The following is a 14,882-nucleotide window of genomic DNA, read 5'->3' as shown; positions in this document are numbered from 1 at the left end:
GCTACCGACGGGGCGGGGCCGGGCACGCGGCCCGTCCTCCGGGAGCCTTTTGCATGCGCCGCCTCGAGACCCCGATCCGAGCCCTGCACCGTGCGGGCGGCGCGGCGTGCCTCGTCCTCGCCCTCGTTGCGCCAGCAGGGGCGGCCGAGATCACGCTTCTCACCACCGGTGCCTACAAGCCGATCGCGGCCGCGCTGGTGCCGGATTTCGAGCGCCGCACCGGCCACAGGGTGACGATCCGCAACGGCACCGCCGGAGCGGTGGCGCAGGCGATCCGCGACGGTGCGCGCCCCGACCTCGTGGTGCTGACCCCGAACGGCCTGGAGGCGCTGATCCGAGACCGTCATCTCGCCGGTGCGCCGCCGATGCCGCTCGCGAAGGTCGGCATCGGCGTCGCGGTCCGTGACGGAGCGCCGGTTCCCGACATCGCCACCGTGGCAGGCTTTCGCGAGGCGCTGCTCCAGGCGCGGGCCGTCGCGATGGTCGATCCGGCCTCGGGCGGGTCGAGCGGGATCTACCTCGCGCAGCTCTTCGAGCGCCTCGGCATTGCGGATCGGCTCAAGGACAAGCTCGTCCTGGTGCAGGGCGGGCTGGCTGCCTCGCGCCTCGTCTCCGGCGAGGCCGACCTCGCGCTCCAGCAGACGAGCGAGCTGCTGATCGTGGCGGGCGCGCGCCTCGTCGGCCCAATCCCGGCGGAGTTGCAGAACGACACCGTGTATGCCGGGATGGTCCCGGTGGGGGCGGCAGAGGCCGAGGCTGCCGCTGCGCTCCTGCGCAACCTCGCCGGTGCCGGCGCCGCGCCGGTCCTGGCGGAGAAGGGCATGGCGCCGCCGTGACCGGCTCCGAGACGCGGCCCGGGTTGCCGCAGGCCCGATTTTAAGCGCCGCGCCCTCCTTGAAACCGCCCGGGCGACCCCGCATGTAAATGTCGTTCACATTCACATCCTGCGGGAGATCGTGACGTGTCGTATACCTCAGCCCCCTGGTCGAGCGGCCGTGCCTGCCGCAACGGCCCGTTCCCACGCCGCTCGATCGAGATCGGCGCGATCGTCATCGGTTTCATCTATGCGTGGCCGTTGGCCGCGGCCTACGTGGTGTGGAAGCTCATGGGTTATCCGGCTCTCAACGAGATGAAGTCCTTCGCCGAGCGGTCCTTCCGGAATGGCTTCTCGGGCTTCTCCGGCTTCGGCGCGGCCCGCCACGACAGCGGCAACTGGGCCTTCGAAGAGTATCGCCGCAAGGAGATCGAGCGCCTCGAAGAGGAGCGCCGCCGCCTCGAAGAGGAGAGCCGCGCCTTCACCGAGTTCGTGGACGAGCTGAAGCGTGCCCGCGACCGGGAGCAGTTCGACGCCTTCATGGCCCGCCGCCGCGCCGGTTCGAACTTCTGATCGCCTCGCCGGAGGGCAGCCTGCCGCGATGTTGAGCGGCGCGCCTCGGCCTTAAGCTTGACGCACCGAATTGCGCGGGGCTACCCTCTACCAGGTCAAGCACTCGACAGGCTCTCCGCGGCCCCCGCGGGGAGCCTTCTCCGTTGAAGGACGGCGCGGCCGCATGACCAGTTCCAACCGCTCGACGCATATCCGGCTCACCTCGCATCCGGAGCCGGGCGCCGCCCGCTGGCCGATCCGCTGGGGCGCCGCCGACCCGCGCGAGCGGGGGCCGATCATCGGCACCGTCACCAATCCGGCCGATCGCAACGTGATCGGCGCCAATGGCGGCGCCTATTCGCTCTACCGCGCCCTTGCGATCGCGGGCCGGGCGATGAATCCCCTGGCGCGGCCGGACCTCACCAACACCCATCCGGTGGTCGCGATCGGGCCGCACCCGCAATGGGCGGACCCGGAGAAAATCGTCTCCCTCGATCCCTGGGGCCATCTGCCGGGCGAGGTGTTCCGCGAGGCGATTACCTCCGGCACCGACATCCGCCCGACCATCGCGGTGACCAAGGCGCGGTTGAGCCTGCCGGAGATCCTGGCGGCGATGGGCGCCCATCGCCTCGCCGCCGACGGCACGGTGCTGCACGCGACCGGCGACATCTCGGTCACCAAGATCGCGGTCGATCCGGTCTGGTACCTGCCGGGCGTCGCCGCTCGGTTCGGCACCAGCGAGACGGCCCTGCGCCGCATCCTGTTCGAGCAGACCGGCGGCATGTTCCCGGAACTGGTCACCCGGCCCGACCTCCAGGTCTTCCTGCCGCCGATCGGCGGCTGCACCGTCTACGTGATGGGCGAGGTGGCCGGCCTATCCGACCCGCGCCGGCGCATCGCCTGCCGCGTCCACGACGAGTGCAACGGCTCGGACGTGTTCGGCTCCGACATCTGCACCTGCCGGCCCTACCTCACCCACGGCATCGAGGAATGCGTGCGGGAGGCGCAAGCGGGCGGCACCGGCGTCATCGTCTACAACCGCAAGGAAGGGCGGGCGCTCGGCGAGGTGACCAAGTTCCTGGTGTACAACGCGCGCAAGCGCCAGGAGGGGGGCGATTCCGCCGCCACCTACTTCGAGCGCACCGAGTGCGTCGCCGGCGTGCAGGATGCCCGCTTCCAGCAGCTGATGCCGGACGTGCTGCACTGGCTCGGCATCCGCCGCATCGACCGGCTGATGTCGATGTCGAACATGAAGTACGACGCCATCACCGGGTCGGGCATCGAGGTCGGCGAGCGGGTGCCGATCCCGCCGGAGCTGATCCCGCCCGACGCCTCGGTCGAGATGGAAGCCAAGAAGGCGGCGGGCTATTACGCGCCGGACGGCGTCACCGAGTCCCTCGACGCCGTGAAGGGCCGCGATCTCGAGCGGTTCTGACGAACCGAGCGGTTCTGACAAACCCACGATGGCGCCGCGAACTATCTCTGGAGATGCCCGTGCCTGAGTTTTCGACCGCCCGCAGCCTGCTCTCGGCCCGGGCGGTGCGCGCCCGCGCCGAGACCCTGCTCAAGGCCGGCCTCGACGGGCAGCTCGACCATTTCGTGGTCGATCTCGACCGCCTGGGCGCCTGCGCCGACGCCGTGGTCGAGACCATCCGCGAGGCCTATCCGGACCTCGCGATCCCCTACCACGCCCGCTGGCGCCACTTCTCGGTCGGCGGGTTCGAGCGCTGGGGCTCCCTCGTCCATGCCGCGCCCTTCGAGGACCCGGCCGAGCAGGCCCGCGCCGCCTTCGACCTCGTGGTGGTGAGCGTGCTCCTCGATGCCGGCGCCGGACCGACCTGGCGCTACGAGGAGGGCCGCACCGGCGAGACCTATGCCCGCTCGGAAGGGCTGGCGGTGGCGAGCTTCGACATGTTCGTCTCGGGCCTGTTCTCCTCCGAGCCCGAGGATCCGTTCCGCGCCGATGCCCGCGCGCTGGCGACCCTGACCGAGGCGGAGCTGGCCGACGGCTTCCAGGTCTCGCCGACGAACCCGCTCGTCGGCCTGTCCGGCCGCACCGCCCTCCTCAACCGCCTCGGCCAGGTCGCGGCGGCGGATCCCGAGGGCTTCGGGCCGCAGGCGCGGCCTGGCTTCCTGTTCGACCTCATCAAGGCGAAGTCCCGCGACGGCGAGGTCCCTGCGGAGGCGGTGCTGGAGGTGCTGCTGACCCATCTCGGGCCGATCTGGCCCGGCCGCATCGTCCTCGACGGCGTCGATCTCGGGGATACCTGGCGACATCCGCTGGCCGGCGGCACCGGGCCGACGGAAGGCTTGGTGCCGTTCCACAAGCTGTCGCAGTGGCTCGCCTACTCGCTGCTGGAGCCGTTGGAGGAGGCCGGCCTGACCGTCACCGGCCTCGACGCCCTGACCGGCCTGCCCGAGTACCGCAACGGCGGCCTCTTCCTCGATACCGGGGTGCTGGCCTTGCGGCGGCCCGAGGAGGCATCGCGCCCGCACGAGGTCGGGTCGCGCCTCGTCGTCGAGTGGCGGGCGCTCACCGTGGCGCTCCTCGACCGGCTGGCGCCGCTGGTGCGGGAGCGGCTCGACATCGAGGACCCGGCCGCGCTGCCGCTGGCCAAGGTGCTGGAAGGCGGCACCTGGGCGACAGGCCGGCGCCTGGCGAAATCCTTGCGGCCGGAGGGCGCGCCGCCGCTGGCCATCGCGAGCGACGGCACCGTATTCTAAAGGCATCTGAGAGCGTGATCGTGAGCGGGGAGACGGCGATGCAGGGTGCGGGTGCGCGCGGGGAGACGGGTGTGGCGCCGGTGACGGTGGTCGATCACCCGCTGGTGCAGCACAAGCTGACCCTGATGCGGGACAAGGCCCGCTCGACCAAGGGCTTCCGCCAGCTCCTGAACGAGATCGGGATGCTGCTCGCCTACGAGGTCACCCGCGACCTGCCGCTGGAGCCGGTCGAGATCGAGACCCCGCTGGTGACGATGCAGGGGGCGCAGATCGCCGGCAAGAAGCTCGTCCTGGCGCCGATCCTGCGCGCCGGCGTCGGCTTCCTCGACGGCATGCTGTCGCTCCTGCCCTCGGCCCGCGTCGCCCATATCGGGCTCTACCGCGACCCGGATTCGCTCGAGGCGGTCGAGTACTATTTCAAGGCACCCTCCGACCTCGCCGACCGCACCGTGCTGGTCCTCGACCCGATGCTGGCGACGGCGAACTCGGCGGTCGCCGCGGTGGACCGGCTGAAGGAGCGCGGCGCGCGCGACCTGCGCTTCGTCTGCCTGCTCGCCGCGCCGGAGGGCCTGGCCAAGTTCCAGGGCTCCCACCCGGACGTTCCGGTCTGGACCGCCTCGATCGACAGCCACCTGAACGAGCACGGCTACATCCTGCCGGGTCTGGGCGATGCCGGTGACCGGATGTATGGGACGCGGTAGGCCCTTGCTGATGGGGGCCTTGCCGGTGGGCCGCCCGCGCGGCAGGTAAGCACGCACAGCCTGCAACACCGGAGCCGCCCCATGCCGTCGATCCCCGCCACCATGCGCCAGATCCGCTTCAACGGGGCCGGCGGTCCGGAGGTGATCGGGATCGAGACCGTGCCGGTCCCGCGGCCGGGGCCGAACCAGGTTCTGGTCGAGGTCGTGGCGGCGGGCGTGAACCGGCCCGATTGCCAGCAGCGCGCCGGCAAGTACCCGCCGCCGCCCGGTGCCACCGAGGTGCCGGGCCTGGAGATCGCCGGCCGCGTCGTCGCCCTCGGGGAGGGCGTCACGGGTCTTGCCGAGGGCCAGGAGGTCTGCGCGCTGACGATCAGCGGCGGCTACGCCGAGTACTGCGTCGCGGAAGTCGCGCTGTGCCTGCCGAAGCCCGGGCCGCTCTCCCTCGTCGAGGCGGCGGGCCTGCCGGAGAATTACTGGACGGTCTGGACCAACGTGTTCGAGCGCGGTCGCCTGCAACGCGGTGAGCGCGTCCTGGTCCATGGCGGCTCGAGCGGCATCGGCTCGACGGCGATCCAGCTCGCCAAGCAGTTCGGCGCCACGGTCTACGCCACGGCCGGCTCGGCGGAGAAATGCGCCTTCTGCGAAAAGCTCGGAGCCGACCACGCCATCAACTACCGCGAGGCCGACTTCGCCGCCGAGGTGAAGCGCCTGACCGACGGCCAGGGGGTCGACCTGATCCTCGACATGGTCGGCGCGGCCTATCTGGAGCGCAACCTGAAGTCGCTCGCCCTCGAGGGCCGGCTCGTCATCATCGCCTTCCTGCAGGGCTTCCTGGCGGAAAACGTCAACCTCACCCCGGTGATGATCCGTCGCCTGACGGTCACCGGTTCCACCTTACGCCCCCGCACGGTGGCCCAGAAGGCTGCTATCGCCGAGGGCCTGCGCCGGGAGGTCTGGCCGCTGCTCGAGGCCGGCACCGTCAAGCCGGTGATCCACGCCACATTCCCGTTGGAACAAGCGCGCGCGGCGCACGAGCTGATGGAATCGAGCGCCCATCTCGGCAAGATCATGCTGCTCACCGGCAAGTAGAGCGCGAGCCACCGCAGCGGGCGGGAGGAACCTCGGCCGATCGGTGACGTTGGCTGCTCACATCGATCATCGCTCGGCGCAACCTCCGCCGAGCCTCAAGCCGAGGTTCCCCATGGATCCCCATCGCACCGTCGAGACCCCGACCCAGGCCCGCCAGGGCGCGAAGGGCCGTCCCGTCCTCTACGTGCTGCTCGGCAGCCTCGCCCTCCTGGCGATCGCCATGGTGGCGTTGCTCGGCTGGAACGGCAGCAATGCCCCGAAGGACTACGCCAGCCAGAGCCAGGACGCCTCGCGCCAGCAGATCACCGGCTCGACGACCGGCAGCGGCGGCACCTCCTCGGCGAACAGCTCGGGCGTGCCGGCCGGCAACCCGGCCTATCCGGCCCCGGCCGAGCCGAAGTCGACGGGCTCGACCAACAGCAAGTAAGCTCGACGCCGACACGGCAGAAGGGCCGCCTCTCACCCGGGAGGCGGCCCTTCTGCCGTCGGCACGGCGTCGATCGGCACGGGAATGTGATTCCCCTCGGCCCGCTTCGGTCCCTTAGGCTGGCGAGGGCCGCTCGGGGGAGCCGTGTCGTGGCGATGCGACGCTTGATGAAGTTCCTTCACACGATGGGGGCCATCGGCCTGATGGGCGCGATGGCGTCCCTGATCGTGCTGCTCGGACTCGCGCCCCCGCCCTCCGCTCTCTCCGGCTACGCCTTGATGCGCGGCGCCATGGCGGCGGTGGCGACGTGGATCTTCCTGCCGTCCCTCGCGCTGATGCTGGTGGCCGGGTTGCTGGCCATCGCGCTCAACCGGGCTTTCCATCAGGCCGGCTGGGCCTGGGTGAAGCTCGCGACCGGGATCCTGATGTTCGAGTACGGCTTCGTCGGCGTTCAGGGGCCGATGCAGCGGGAGGCGGAACGCAGCGCCCAGGCGCTGACCGGGCGCGTCGACCCGGCGACATTGGCCGAGTCGCTCGGTGCGGAACGAGGCACGCTGTGGGTGCTGCTCGCGATCGCCACAGCGAACGTGGTGCTGGGGATCTGGCGGCCGCGCATCCTGATCCGGATCCGCTGACAGGATCGCCGCACTCTGCTGGCACGGCTCACCGCAGGATCGCAGCGGTAAGCCGCCTCAGCGGGTCGGCACCGGCTCCGCGCCGCGGTAATCGTAGAAGCCGCGCTTGGTCTTGCGGCCGAGCCAGCCGGCCTCGACATACTTCACCAGGAGCGGGCAGGGGCGGTACTTCGAATCGGCCAGGCCCTCGTAGAGCACCTGCATGATCGACAGGCAGGTATCGAGGCCGATGAAGTCGGCGAGCTGGAGCGGGCCCATCGGGTGGTTGGCGCCGAGCCGCATCGCCGTGTCGATCGAATCGACCGAGCCGACGCCCTCGTAGAGGGTGTAGATCGCCTCGTTGATCATCGGCAGCAGGATGCGGTTGACGATGAAGGCCGGGAAATCCTCCGACACCGTCACGATCTTGCCCAGGCGCTTCACGAAGGCCTTGGCCGATTCGTAGGTCGGGTCCTCGGTGGCGATGCCGCGGATCAGCTCGACGAGCTGCATCACCGGCACCGGGTTCATGAAGTGGATGCCGATGAAGCGCTCCGGCCGGTCGGTCGAGGCGGCAAGGCGCGTGATCGAGATCGACGAGGTGTTGGTCGCCACCATCGTCTCGGGCCGCAGCGACGGACACAGCGCGCTGAAGATGCTGCGCTTGATCGACTCGTCCTCGGTCGCCGCCTCGATCACCAGATCGCAGGGGCCGAAATCGTCGAAGGAATCGACCGGCAGAACCCGCTCGATCGCGGCCCGGCGCTGGTCCTCGGTGATCGCGCCCTTCGAGACCTGGCGCTGCAGGTTTCCGTTGACGGTGGCGAGCCCGTTCCTCAGGCGCTCGGGATCGCGATCGTTCATCCGCACGTCGAGCCCGGCCAGGGAGCAGACATGGGCGATGCCGCTGCCCATCTGACCGGCCCCGATGATCCCGACCGTCTTGATCTCGATGCCCATCACAACCCTGCCTTCCGCCACGCCGTCCCGGGCGTTCATACCATTGCGCCTTCGCAGATGCGAAGGGTTCCAGCAAAGCCCGGACGGGTCTCTGTGGCACCCCTCGCGCGGGTCCCGCGCGAGGGGCGAATCACCGTCGGCGACGCGTCTCGGCCCTTGGCTTTGTCAGCCCTTGGCCTTGGCGATTTCCTGCTGCAGGTCCGGCACGACCTGGAACAGGTCGCCGACCAGGCCGTAATCGGCCACCTGGAAGATCGGCGCCTCCTCGTCCTTGTTGATGGCGACGATGACCTTCGAGTCCTTCATGCCGGCGAGGTGCTGGATCGCCCCCGAGATCCCGACCGCGACGTAGAGATCCGGCGCCACGACCTTGCCGGTTTGGCCGACCTGCCAGTCGTTCGGCGCGTAGCCCGCATCCACCGCCGCGCGCGAGGCGCCGACCGCCGCGCCGAGCGAGTCGGCGAGCGGCTCGATCAGCTCCTTGAACTTCTCGGCCGAGCCGAGCGAGCGCCCACCCGACACGATGATGCGGGCACCCGCCAGTTCCGGACGGTCGGACTTGGCGATCTCCTCGCCCTTGAACGAGGACTTCGCCTCCGGCGAAGCGGCGGCCGCGGCGGCCTCGACCGGGGCAGCCGATCCGCCCTCGGCCGTGGCCTGGAAGGCGGCGGTGCGCACCGTGATCACCCGCTTCGCGTCCGTGGCCTGCACGGTCTGGATCGCGTTGCCGGCGTAGATCGGCCGCTCGAACGTGTCGGGTCCGACGACCTTGATGATGTCCGAGACCTGGGCGACGTCGAGGAGGGCGGCGACGCGCGGCAGCACGTTCTTGCCCTCGGTCGAGGCGGCGGCGATCACGGTGTCGTAATTGGCGGCGAGTTCCGCCACCAGGGCGGCGGTCGGCTCGGCGAGCAGGTGGTCGAAGGCGGCGTCGGCCGCCACCAGCACCTTCTCGACCCCGTCGAGCTTGGCGGCGGCGTCCGCCGCGCCTTGCGCATCGGCGCCGACCACGAGGGCATGGACCGGGGCGCCGAGCTGCTTGGCCGCCGTGAGGGCCTTGGTGCTGGCGTCCTTCACGGCGCCGCCGGCATGCTCGACCAGCAGGAGGGTGGTCATGGCGTTTCGTTCCTTAACCTAGAGGGATGCCTTGAGGCTCTCGTCAGAGAACCCCGGCCTCGACCTTCAGCTTGTTGACGAGCTCGGCGGCGCTGGCGACCTTGACGCCGGCCTTGCGGCCGCCCGGCTCGACGGTCTTGAGCACCTTCAGGCGCGGCGCGATGTCGACGCCGAGCGCCTCCGGCTCGACCGTGTCGAGGGGCTTCTTCTTCGCCTTCATGATGTTGGGCAGCGAGGCGTAGCGCGGCTCGTTGAGGCGCAGGTCCGTGGTGACGATCGCCGGCAGCTTGAGGTTCAGGGTCTGCAGGCCGCCGTCGATCTCGCGCACCACGTCGAGGTTGCCATCGGCCACCTCGAGCTTGAACGCGAAGGTGCCCTGCGGCCAGCCCAGCAGCGCGGCGAGCATCTGGCCGGTCTGGTTGGAATCGTCGTCGATCGCCTGCTTGCCGAGGATGACGAGATCCGGGCTCTCTCGTTCCACCAGCGCCTTGAGGAGCTTGGCGACGGCGAGCGGCTCGACGGCGGCGTCGGTCTTCACCAGGATGCCGCGGTCGGCGCCCATGGCGAGCGCGGTGCGGATCGTCTCCTGGGCGGCCTGCGGGCCGATCGAGACGGCGACGATCTCGGTGACCTTGCCCTTCTCCTTCAGCCGGATCGCCTCCTCGACGGCGATCTCGTCGAAGGGGTTCATCGACATCTTGACGTTGGCGAGCTCGACGCCCGAGCCGTCCGGCTTGACCCGGATCTTCACGTTGTAGTCGACCACCCGCTTGACGGGCACCAGGACCTTCATGATCGTCGCATCCTTCAGGATGAAGGGGCGATCGTGATCGGGCCCTCCCACGGCCGGCCAACGATCATCCCCGATGGAGCAAGGTGGCGCGGACCGTAGCGGCCGATTTTCCGAATTGTCAACGCGCGCCGGAGGCCGGCCGCCCCACCGTCAAGTGCATCTCGCGAAACTCCCTTTGCGCCGCCGCGGCCACGGCGCGCGACGGCGGCGATCGGGCGTTTCGCGACAGGACTAGGTGCGGGACTCGGTGCGGGTCTTGCCGGGCACCCACAGCACGTCCGCGGTTCCGCCGTCATTGGCGACCCGGGCGGCGACGAACAGGAAGTCCGACAGGCGGTTCAGGTACTGGATCGCCACCGGCGAGACGGTCTCGCCCGGCGTCGCCGCCAGGGCGACCGCCAGGCGCTCGGCCCGGCGGCAGACCGTGCGGGCGAGGTGGAGCGACGCGGCGGCCGGGGAGCCGCCGGGCAGCACGAAGGAGCGCAACGGGGTGAGCCCGGCATTGAGCGCGTCGATCTCGCGCTCGACGCGCTCGACCTGTGCGGCGACGATCCGCAGCGGCTCGTAGGACAGGGGCTCGCCGGTCTCCGGCGTCGCGAGGTCCGCGCCGAGATCGAACAGGTCGTTCTGCATCCGACCCAGCATCGCGTCGAGCTCGCCCGTGGTGTGCAGGCGGGCCAGCCCCAGGCAGGCATTGGTCTCGTCGACGGTGCCGTAGGTCTCGACGCGGAGATCCGCCTTCGAGCGGCGCTCGCCGCTCGCGAGCGCGGTAGTGCCGGAATCGCCGGTACGGGTGTAGATGCGGTTGAGGACGACCACGGCAGGCTTCCTTGAGCAGACTCCGTCGGCAGGGCCGGATCCGCCCGGACGGGCCCGCCTCGACGGCGATGTTCTAGCGGCTCTTGGCCGGGCCGCCAGACCCTCCGCCCTCAGGTGGCCGTCAGAACGTGTACGCGATCTTGCCGCCGTAATTGGTCAGGCCGCGATTCTCGACGCACAGGCCGGCATTCGACATGTGCTCGATCGTCGCCATCACGCTCCAGTGCTCGTCGATCCGAAAGCCGATCGCAGCGGCCTCGCGGAACAGCGGCGAGCAGCCGAGCGAGTTGTAGATCTTCGGCACGTAGAGCTTCGGGCCGGTATAGCCGTCGTGGAAGCCGGCGCCGAAGAAGCCCTCGACGAAGATCCGGTCGGTGACGTCGAAGGTCCAGGTCGCGCCGAGATAGGCGTAGCTGGTCCGGCCGTCGACGTTGTAGCTGCCGCCGACGGTCGGGCGCGGGATGAGCTTGGCCCAGAAGCTGTCGAGGCCGGTGACCGGCTTGGCGAACAGCAACTCGCCGTTAATGTTGCTGGTGTTCTTCTCGTTGCTGCCCGGATCCTGGGCGGAGCCGCCGATGCGGAACTCCGAGACGATGCTGAGCGGCTGAACCGGCGGCCGGTAGGCGGGCACGAGAGCCGACGGGTCGGCGGCCTGGGCGGCCGGTGCGGCCAGTACGGTCGCGGTGGCGATCGCCACGGCGAGGCTCGGAAGGGTAACGCGCATCTGTCGAACGGGTCCACCGCCCCGTTGCTGGGGCGAGGTTCACCCTAGCCAGACGGTTCGGGTCGCGTCTCGCCGTACAATCCTCTCTGCACGGATTTCCCACCCCCTGCGTCTGCCCCGCCACAGTCGCGCGGTGTCACCCGCCGCGCCACCACAGCACGCCCATGATGACCAGGATGGCGACGAACTGGAGCACCACGCGCAGGCGCATCAGGCGCTGCGAGACGTTGGCGCTGCCGCCGCGCAGCATGTTGGCGAGGCCGAACAGCAGCACCACGGCGACCGCCAGGCAGGCAATGAGAACAAGGGTGTTGCTGGACATCCGGAGAGGCTCGCGAGGGCATTTTCCGACGGAGCGGCGACCGGCTCGTCGCAGAAAATGCGGCAGAATCAAAAACATAGAGCGTCACCCAATCGCCGTGCGATCGGGTGACGCTCTCGGTGACGCGGCCTCATAGGGCGGATCGGGACCGCGCGGGGAGGCGGCCCCGCGACGCAGGAGCGGTCCGGGCATCTCTCCCGGAAGGCGGCCGTGGCCGCCGCATCCCGGCGCCGGGGTTCAGTTCCGCCGCAGCAAGCGCTCGAAATAGTCGAGCTCCTCGGCCGGGCGGCTCGGGTCGCCGAGCTTGCGGCGCAGCTCCTCCAGGATGCGCCGGGCCCGCTCGACGCCGGATTCCTCGGCCGTGGGCACGCGGACGCGGCCGTCCGAGAAGTCGCGGCTGCGGGTCGGGCGGCCGAGGGGATCGTTGTCGCGGGCGCCCTGCCGGCCGGGCTGGTTGGGGTTGCCCTGGCCCTGCTGCCCGTCGGCCTGCTGGCCCTCGCCCTCCTGGCCCATCTGCTGCATCTGCTGGGCCATGCCCTGCGCGCCGCGCTGCAGCCCTTCGAGGGCGCGGCCCTGCGCGTCGACGGCGGAGCCGTCCTGGCCCTGGCCGATGGCGTTCTCGGCCTCGCGCATCGCCTGTTCGGCGTCGGACAGGCCCTGCTCGCCCTGCATGCCGAGTTCCTTCATCCGGCGCTGCAAGTCCTCGAGGCGCTGGCGCAGGGCCTGCTGGCGGTCGCCCAAGCCCCCCTGCTTCTCGCCCCCCTGCTTATTGCCGCCCTGCTGGCCGCGCTGGCCCTGCTGCTGGCCGTCCTGCCCCTGGGGCTGACCTTGCTGGCCGCGCTGACCTGGCTGGCGCTGTCCCTGCTGGCCCGGCTGCTGCGGCTGGCCGCGATTGCCGAAGCGGCGCTCCTGGCCCTGGCGGAAGGTCTCGTCGCGCAGGCCCTGCTGCTCGCGCGCCATCGCCTCGAGATCCTGCATCTGGCGGTTCATCTCGCGGGCGGTAGGGTCCGACATGCGCGAGTTGGGCTGCGCCGTCTGCAGGTTCTCCAGGATGCCGCGGAGCTGGTCGAGCAGGCGCTGGGCCTCCGCCACGTCGCCGCGCTTCATCGCCTCCTGCATCTGGTCGAGCATCTTCGCGAGGTCGTCCGGCGTGACCGTACGGTCGGCCTGCTGGTTCTGCTGCCCGGGATTCTGCGGGTTCTGCTGCTGGCGCTGGGCGAACTCCTTCAGGAAGCGGTCCATGGCCTGGCGCAGATCCTCGGTGAGCTTCGCGATCTCCTGGTCGGAGGCGCCGCGGTCAAGCGCGTCCTTGAGCCGGTCCTGGGCGGCGCGGAGGGCCTTCTCGGCATCCGAGAGGTCGCCTTCCTCGATCTGCAAAGCCATGGTCCAGAGGAGGTCGGCGACCTCGGTCAGGGCCTCGTCGGTCTTCGCCGCCCGCAGGCGCCGCTCCGCCTCCTTGAGGCCGAGGAAGACGCCCCATTGCGGCGTGAACCGCTCGGGCGCGATCAGGAGCGCGTCGAGGGAGGTCTCGACCCGGGCCCGGCTCCCGTCCGGATCGAGGACGAGCCGCCGGCGCTCCTCGGCGAGCGAGCGCGCGAGCGGCTTGGTGAAGAACCGGCCCGGCAGGGTGAAGGCGAGGGGGGCGGAGCGCCCCTCCTGGCCCGCCTCGTCCTTGGCCACCAGGGTCAGCAGCACCTTGGCGCCGGCCCAGGGGTTGTCGGTGAGGTCGATCAGGGTGCGGGTGTCGCCGGTCCCCTGCGCATCCGCCGGCAGGCTTAAGCTCAGCCGCGGCGGCGGCACCAGGCTGCGCCCCCTTGTCTGCGGCTCGACGACCCCCTCCGCGGAGGCGAGGCCGTAATCGTCCTTCGCCCGGTAGGCGAGGGTGAAGGTGCCGCGCCCGTTGGTCTCAGGAGCGCCCGCGAAGGCGATCTCCGGCGGCCGGTCGGGGATGGTCTCGATCGTGAGCCGGTGCGTGCTGGCAAAGCCCGTCTGCACCGCGACCTCGGCGGTGCCGCCGGTGAGCGTGAAGCGCTCCTCGCGCAGGTCGGGCCGGGCCGGCGCCGTGGCGGGCAGGGGCTTCAGCCCCGCGCCCGGCGTCACGGTTGCGTCGGAGGCGCCGGCGACGCGCACGACGAGCGTCGAGTTCACCGGCGCACGCAGGCGCTGGCCGGCTTCCGCCAGGGTGACGATGAGGGGCGGTGTCCGCGTATAGAGCGGCGGGTCGATCCAGCCGTCGACCCGGAACGAGGGCGCGGCCGCGGCGGGGCCGCGCCAGTCGAAGGCGGCGCGCAGGCGGTCGCCGGCCTCCGGTCCCGCCACGAAGGCGCCGGCCACGGCAGCCAGGATGGCCCCGGCGCGCAGCGCGAAGGGATCGCGCCGCGTCATGCCGGGCCGGGGGCCCGAGACCTTCAGCCGCGCGAGCGTCGCGGCGGCACGCGTGCGGTGCAGGGCCCAGAGTGCCCGGGTGCCGGGATCGCCCTGGCCGAGGGCGAGCGTGTCCTCGAGCGTCCGGGCCGGGCGATGGGACAGGCCGGCATCGCGGTCGATCCGCGCGAGGGCTTGCGTTCGGGCGATCCGGCGCAGGCGCAGGAGGGGCAGCAGCACGACGACGAGGGCGAGGCCGAAGACGGCCACCCCCGCCATGCGCAGGGTCGGCCCGGCATCGAGCCACAGCCCGAGCCACGACGCGGCGAGGAAGACCAGCACCACCGCGAGGCCGCGCCACAGGATCGGCCAGGCCTGTTCCCACAGGGTCACCCGCCCGGCGCGGACCACCAGCCGGTCGAGCCCGGCGCGCACCGGATCGGCCCGGCCCTCCGGGGCGAGGCTGCGCTGCGCGGTCTCCGGCTCGGCCTTGCTCATGCCCTGCTCCCGCTGGCCCCGTCCGGGGACGGGCGAAGACGGCAGGCTAGCATGCCGGACCGGCCGGGCCAGCGGGTCAAATCGGCTCAGGCCGACCGCTCCTTGCGCGGCCGGCCGGTGTCGGGCGCGTAGGGCACGCCCCCGTCCTGCCGCGCCGCGGCCTCCCGCAGGGGCTGCACGGCCTTGCGGGCCTGGGCGAGGGTCGCCTGGTGCTCCGCGGCGATGCGGAACGCGCGCTCGACCACGGCCTCGGCGCGGGCGAGAAGATTGCCTTGAAGGTTGCCTTGGGGCGCCATCGCGTCAGCTCCTCCCGGATCACATGCCAGGACGTTAGCCCGCGAGGACTGGCCGCCTCGTTCGGAAAT

16 protein-coding genes are annotated in these 14,882 nt (G+C 71.0%); 8 read left to right on the top strand and 8 right to left on the bottom strand.

The window, feature by feature from the left end:
- The first annotated feature begins 53 nt into the window (after positions 1-53).
- From DA075_RS31515 to DA075_RS31480, 8 genes are all read left to right on the top strand, one after another.
- Positions 54-836 carry a molybdate ABC transporter substrate-binding protein gene (locus tag DA075_RS31515; protein WP_099957086.1) on the top strand — a complete coding sequence of 261 codons (783 nt, stop codon included), beginning with the start codon at positions 54-56 and terminating at the stop codon, positions 834-836.
- A 125-nt stretch (positions 837-961) separates the two neighbouring features.
- Positions 962-1,387, top strand: a complete 426-nt coding sequence (locus DA075_RS31510) for a DUF2852 domain-containing protein (RefSeq protein ID WP_099957085.1) — start codon at positions 962-964, stop codon at positions 1,385-1,387.
- 163 nt (positions 1,388-1,550) lie between these two features.
- The gene (locus tag DA075_RS31505) at positions 1,551-2,801 is read left to right on the top strand and encodes a GTP cyclohydrolase II (RefSeq protein ID WP_099957084.1); all 1,251 of its coding nucleotides are present in this window, start codon (positions 1,551-1,553) and stop codon (positions 2,799-2,801) included.
- A gap of 53 nt (positions 2,802-2,854) precedes the next feature.
- Complete coding sequence (locus DA075_RS31500; RefSeq protein WP_099957083.1) at positions 2,855-4,090, top strand: URC4/urg3 family protein; 1,236 nt, start codon at positions 2,855-2,857, stop codon at positions 4,088-4,090.
- Between the two features lie 38 nt (positions 4,091-4,128).
- Positions 4,129-4,791 carry a uracil phosphoribosyltransferase gene (gene upp, locus DA075_RS31495; RefSeq protein WP_048464658.1) on the top strand — a complete coding sequence of 221 codons (663 nt, stop codon included), beginning with the start codon at positions 4,129-4,131 and terminating at the stop codon, positions 4,789-4,791.
- A gap of 81 nt (positions 4,792-4,872) precedes the next feature.
- On the top strand, positions 4,873-5,880 hold the full coding sequence (locus DA075_RS31490) for an NAD(P)H-quinone oxidoreductase (RefSeq protein WP_099957082.1): 1,008 nt from the start codon (positions 4,873-4,875) through the stop codon (positions 5,878-5,880).
- A gap of 112 nt (positions 5,881-5,992) precedes the next feature.
- Positions 5,993-6,307: a hypothetical protein gene (locus DA075_RS31485; protein ID WP_099957081.1), complete on the top strand. Its 315-nt coding sequence runs from the start codon at positions 5,993-5,995 to the stop codon at positions 6,305-6,307.
- A gap of 155 nt (positions 6,308-6,462) precedes the next feature.
- Positions 6,463-6,942 (top strand): hypothetical protein, encoded by a 480-nt coding sequence (locus tag DA075_RS31480; RefSeq protein ID WP_099957558.1) that lies wholly within the window; start codon positions 6,463-6,465, stop codon positions 6,940-6,942.
- A 57-nt stretch (positions 6,943-6,999) separates the two neighbouring features.
- Here the strand turns inward: DA075_RS31480 and DA075_RS31475 are convergent, their stop codons facing one another.
- The 8 genes from DA075_RS31475 to DA075_RS31440 form a co-directional block, all read right to left on the bottom strand.
- Entirely contained in the window at positions 7,000-7,881 is an 882-nt protein-coding gene (locus DA075_RS31475; protein WP_099957080.1) for a 3-hydroxybutyryl-CoA dehydrogenase, read from the bottom strand.
- 165 nt (positions 7,882-8,046) lie between these two features.
- The gene (locus tag DA075_RS31470) at positions 8,047-8,997 is read right to left on the bottom strand and encodes an electron transfer flavoprotein subunit alpha/FixB family protein (RefSeq protein ID WP_099957079.1); all 951 of its coding nucleotides are present in this window, start codon (positions 8,995-8,997) and stop codon (positions 8,047-8,049) included.
- Between the two features lie 43 nt (positions 8,998-9,040).
- Positions 9,041-9,790, bottom strand: coding sequence for an electron transfer flavoprotein subunit beta/FixA family protein (locus tag DA075_RS31465; RefSeq protein ID WP_099957557.1), 750 nt, complete (start codon positions 9,788-9,790; stop codon positions 9,041-9,043).
- 231 nt (positions 9,791-10,021) lie between these two features.
- Entirely contained in the window at positions 10,022-10,609 is a 588-nt protein-coding gene (locus DA075_RS31460; RefSeq protein WP_099957078.1) for a cob(I)yrinic acid a,c-diamide adenosyltransferase, read from the bottom strand.
- A gap of 121 nt (positions 10,610-10,730) precedes the next feature.
- A complete protein-coding gene (locus DA075_RS31455) occupies positions 10,731-11,333 on the bottom strand; it encodes an acyloxyacyl hydrolase (protein WP_099957077.1) in 603 nt (200 codons plus the stop codon).
- Positions 11,334-11,469: 136 nt separating this feature from the next.
- On the bottom strand, positions 11,470-11,655 hold the full coding sequence (locus tag DA075_RS31450; RefSeq protein ID WP_099908654.1) for a twin transmembrane helix small protein: 186 nt from the start codon (positions 11,653-11,655) through the stop codon (positions 11,470-11,472).
- A 237-nt stretch (positions 11,656-11,892) separates the two neighbouring features.
- A complete protein-coding gene (locus DA075_RS31445; protein WP_099957076.1) occupies positions 11,893-14,517 on the bottom strand; it encodes a TIGR02302 family protein in 2,625 nt (874 codons plus the stop codon).
- Positions 14,518-14,603: 86 nt separating this feature from the next.
- Positions 14,604-14,813: a hypothetical protein gene (locus DA075_RS31440; protein ID WP_099957075.1), complete on the bottom strand. Its 210-nt coding sequence runs from the start codon at positions 14,811-14,813 to the stop codon at positions 14,604-14,606.
- Positions 14,814-14,882: the final 69 nt, after the last annotated feature.

The organism is Methylobacterium currus (assembly GCF_003058325.1).
GTDB lineage: Bacteria > Pseudomonadota > Alphaproteobacteria > Rhizobiales > Beijerinckiaceae > Methylobacterium > Methylobacterium currus.
Note: the sequence above shows the minus strand (reverse complement) of the source record. Positions and strands in the feature narration are given on the sequence as shown.

Coding starts and splice junctions, on each gene's coding strand:
- DA075_RS31505 (WP_099957084.1), top strand. CDS start 1,551: ATGACCAGTTCCAACCGCTCGACGCATATCCGGCTCACCTCGCATCCG.
- upp (WP_048464658.1), top strand. CDS start 4,129: ATGCAGGGTGCGGGTGCGCGCGGGGAGACGGGTGTGGCGCCGGTGACG.
- DA075_RS31445 (WP_099957076.1), bottom strand. CDS start 14,517: ATGAGCAAGGCCGAGCCGGAGACCGCGCAGCGCAGCCTCGCCCCGGAG.
- DA075_RS31485 (WP_099957081.1), top strand. CDS start 5,993: ATGGATCCCCATCGCACCGTCGAGACCCCGACCCAGGCCCGCCAGGGC.
- DA075_RS31515 (WP_099957086.1), top strand. CDS start 54: ATGCGCCGCCTCGAGACCCCGATCCGAGCCCTGCACCGTGCGGGCGGC.
- DA075_RS31470 (WP_099957079.1), bottom strand. CDS start 8,997: ATGACCACCCTCCTGCTGGTCGAGCATGCCGGCGGCGCCGTGAAGGAC.
- DA075_RS31500 (WP_099957083.1), top strand. CDS start 2,855: ATGCCCGTGCCTGAGTTTTCGACCGCCCGCAGCCTGCTCTCGGCCCGG.
- DA075_RS31490 (WP_099957082.1), top strand. CDS start 4,873: ATGCCGTCGATCCCCGCCACCATGCGCCAGATCCGCTTCAACGGGGCC.
- DA075_RS31475 (WP_099957080.1), bottom strand. CDS start 7,881: ATGGGCATCGAGATCAAGACGGTCGGGATCATCGGGGCCGGTCAGATG.
- DA075_RS31480 (WP_099957558.1), top strand. CDS start 6,463: ATGCGACGCTTGATGAAGTTCCTTCACACGATGGGGGCCATCGGCCTG.
- DA075_RS31440 (WP_099957075.1), bottom strand. CDS start 14,813: ATGGCGCCCCAAGGCAACCTTCAAGGCAATCTTCTCGCCCGCGCCGAG.
- DA075_RS31455 (WP_099957077.1), bottom strand. CDS start 11,333: ATGCGCGTTACCCTTCCGAGCCTCGCCGTGGCGATCGCCACCGCGACC.
- DA075_RS31465 (WP_099957557.1), bottom strand. CDS start 9,790: ATGAAGGTCCTGGTGCCCGTCAAGCGGGTGGTCGACTACAACGTGAAG.
- DA075_RS31450 (WP_099908654.1), bottom strand. CDS start 11,655: ATGTCCAGCAACACCCTTGTTCTCATTGCCTGCCTGGCGGTCGCCGTG.